The sequence below is a fragment of the Citrobacter sp. Colony219 genome, from assembly GCF_019382635.1.
In the GTDB taxonomy this organism is placed as follows: Bacteria; Pseudomonadota; Gammaproteobacteria; order Enterobacterales; family Enterobacteriaceae; genus Citrobacter; species Citrobacter youngae.
Genome location: NZ_CP080033.1, coordinates 688,029 through 688,689, shown reverse-complemented (window position 1 = coordinate 688,689; position 661 = coordinate 688,029). Strand labels below are relative to the sequence as shown.

General features: G+C 58.9%; 1 protein-coding gene. It reads left to right on the top strand.

What is annotated here, in order from left to right; all coding sequences use genetic code 11:
• The coding region (locus JTI85_RS03050; RefSeq protein WP_255575061.1) for a ribose ABC transporter permease at nt 1-657 on the top strand (657 nt) is incomplete at its 5' end.
• Nucleotides 658-661: the final 4 nt, after the last annotated feature.

Below are 661 nucleotides of genomic sequence, written 5' to 3'. Positions count from 1 at the left end.
ATGCTCGGCATGGTGCTGGGGTTGTTTAACGGTGCGCTGGTCGCTTTTGCCGGCCTGCCGCCGTTTATCGTCACGCTTGGAACCTATACGGCGCTGCGCGGCGCGGCCTATCTGCTGGCGGATGGCACGACGGTGATTAATTCCAACATCAGCTTTGAGTGGATCGGCAACAACTATCTCGGCCCGGTTCCATGGCTGGTGGTCATTGCGCTGGCGGTGGTGGTGGTGTGCTGGTTCATTCTTAGGCGCACCACACTCGGCGTTCATATCTATGCGGTTGGCGGCAATATGCAGGCCGCGCGCTTAACCGGGATCAAAGTGTGGCTGGTGCTGCTGTTCGTCTACGGCATGAGCGGTTTGCTCTCAGGTCTTGGCGGGGTGATGAGCGCCTCGCGGCTGTACAGCGCCAACGGCAACTTAGGTATGGGTTACGAGCTGGACGCCATCGCGGCGGTGATCCTCGGCGGCACCAGCTTTGTTGGCGGGATCGGCACCATCACTGGCACGCTGGTGGGGGCGTTGATCATCGCCACGCTGAATAACGGCATGACGCTGATGGGCGTCTCCTATTTCTGGCAATTGGTGATCAAAGGGGCGGTGATCATCATAGCGGTGCTGATCGACAAATACCGTACCCGACACCATCAAAGTGCATAGACAA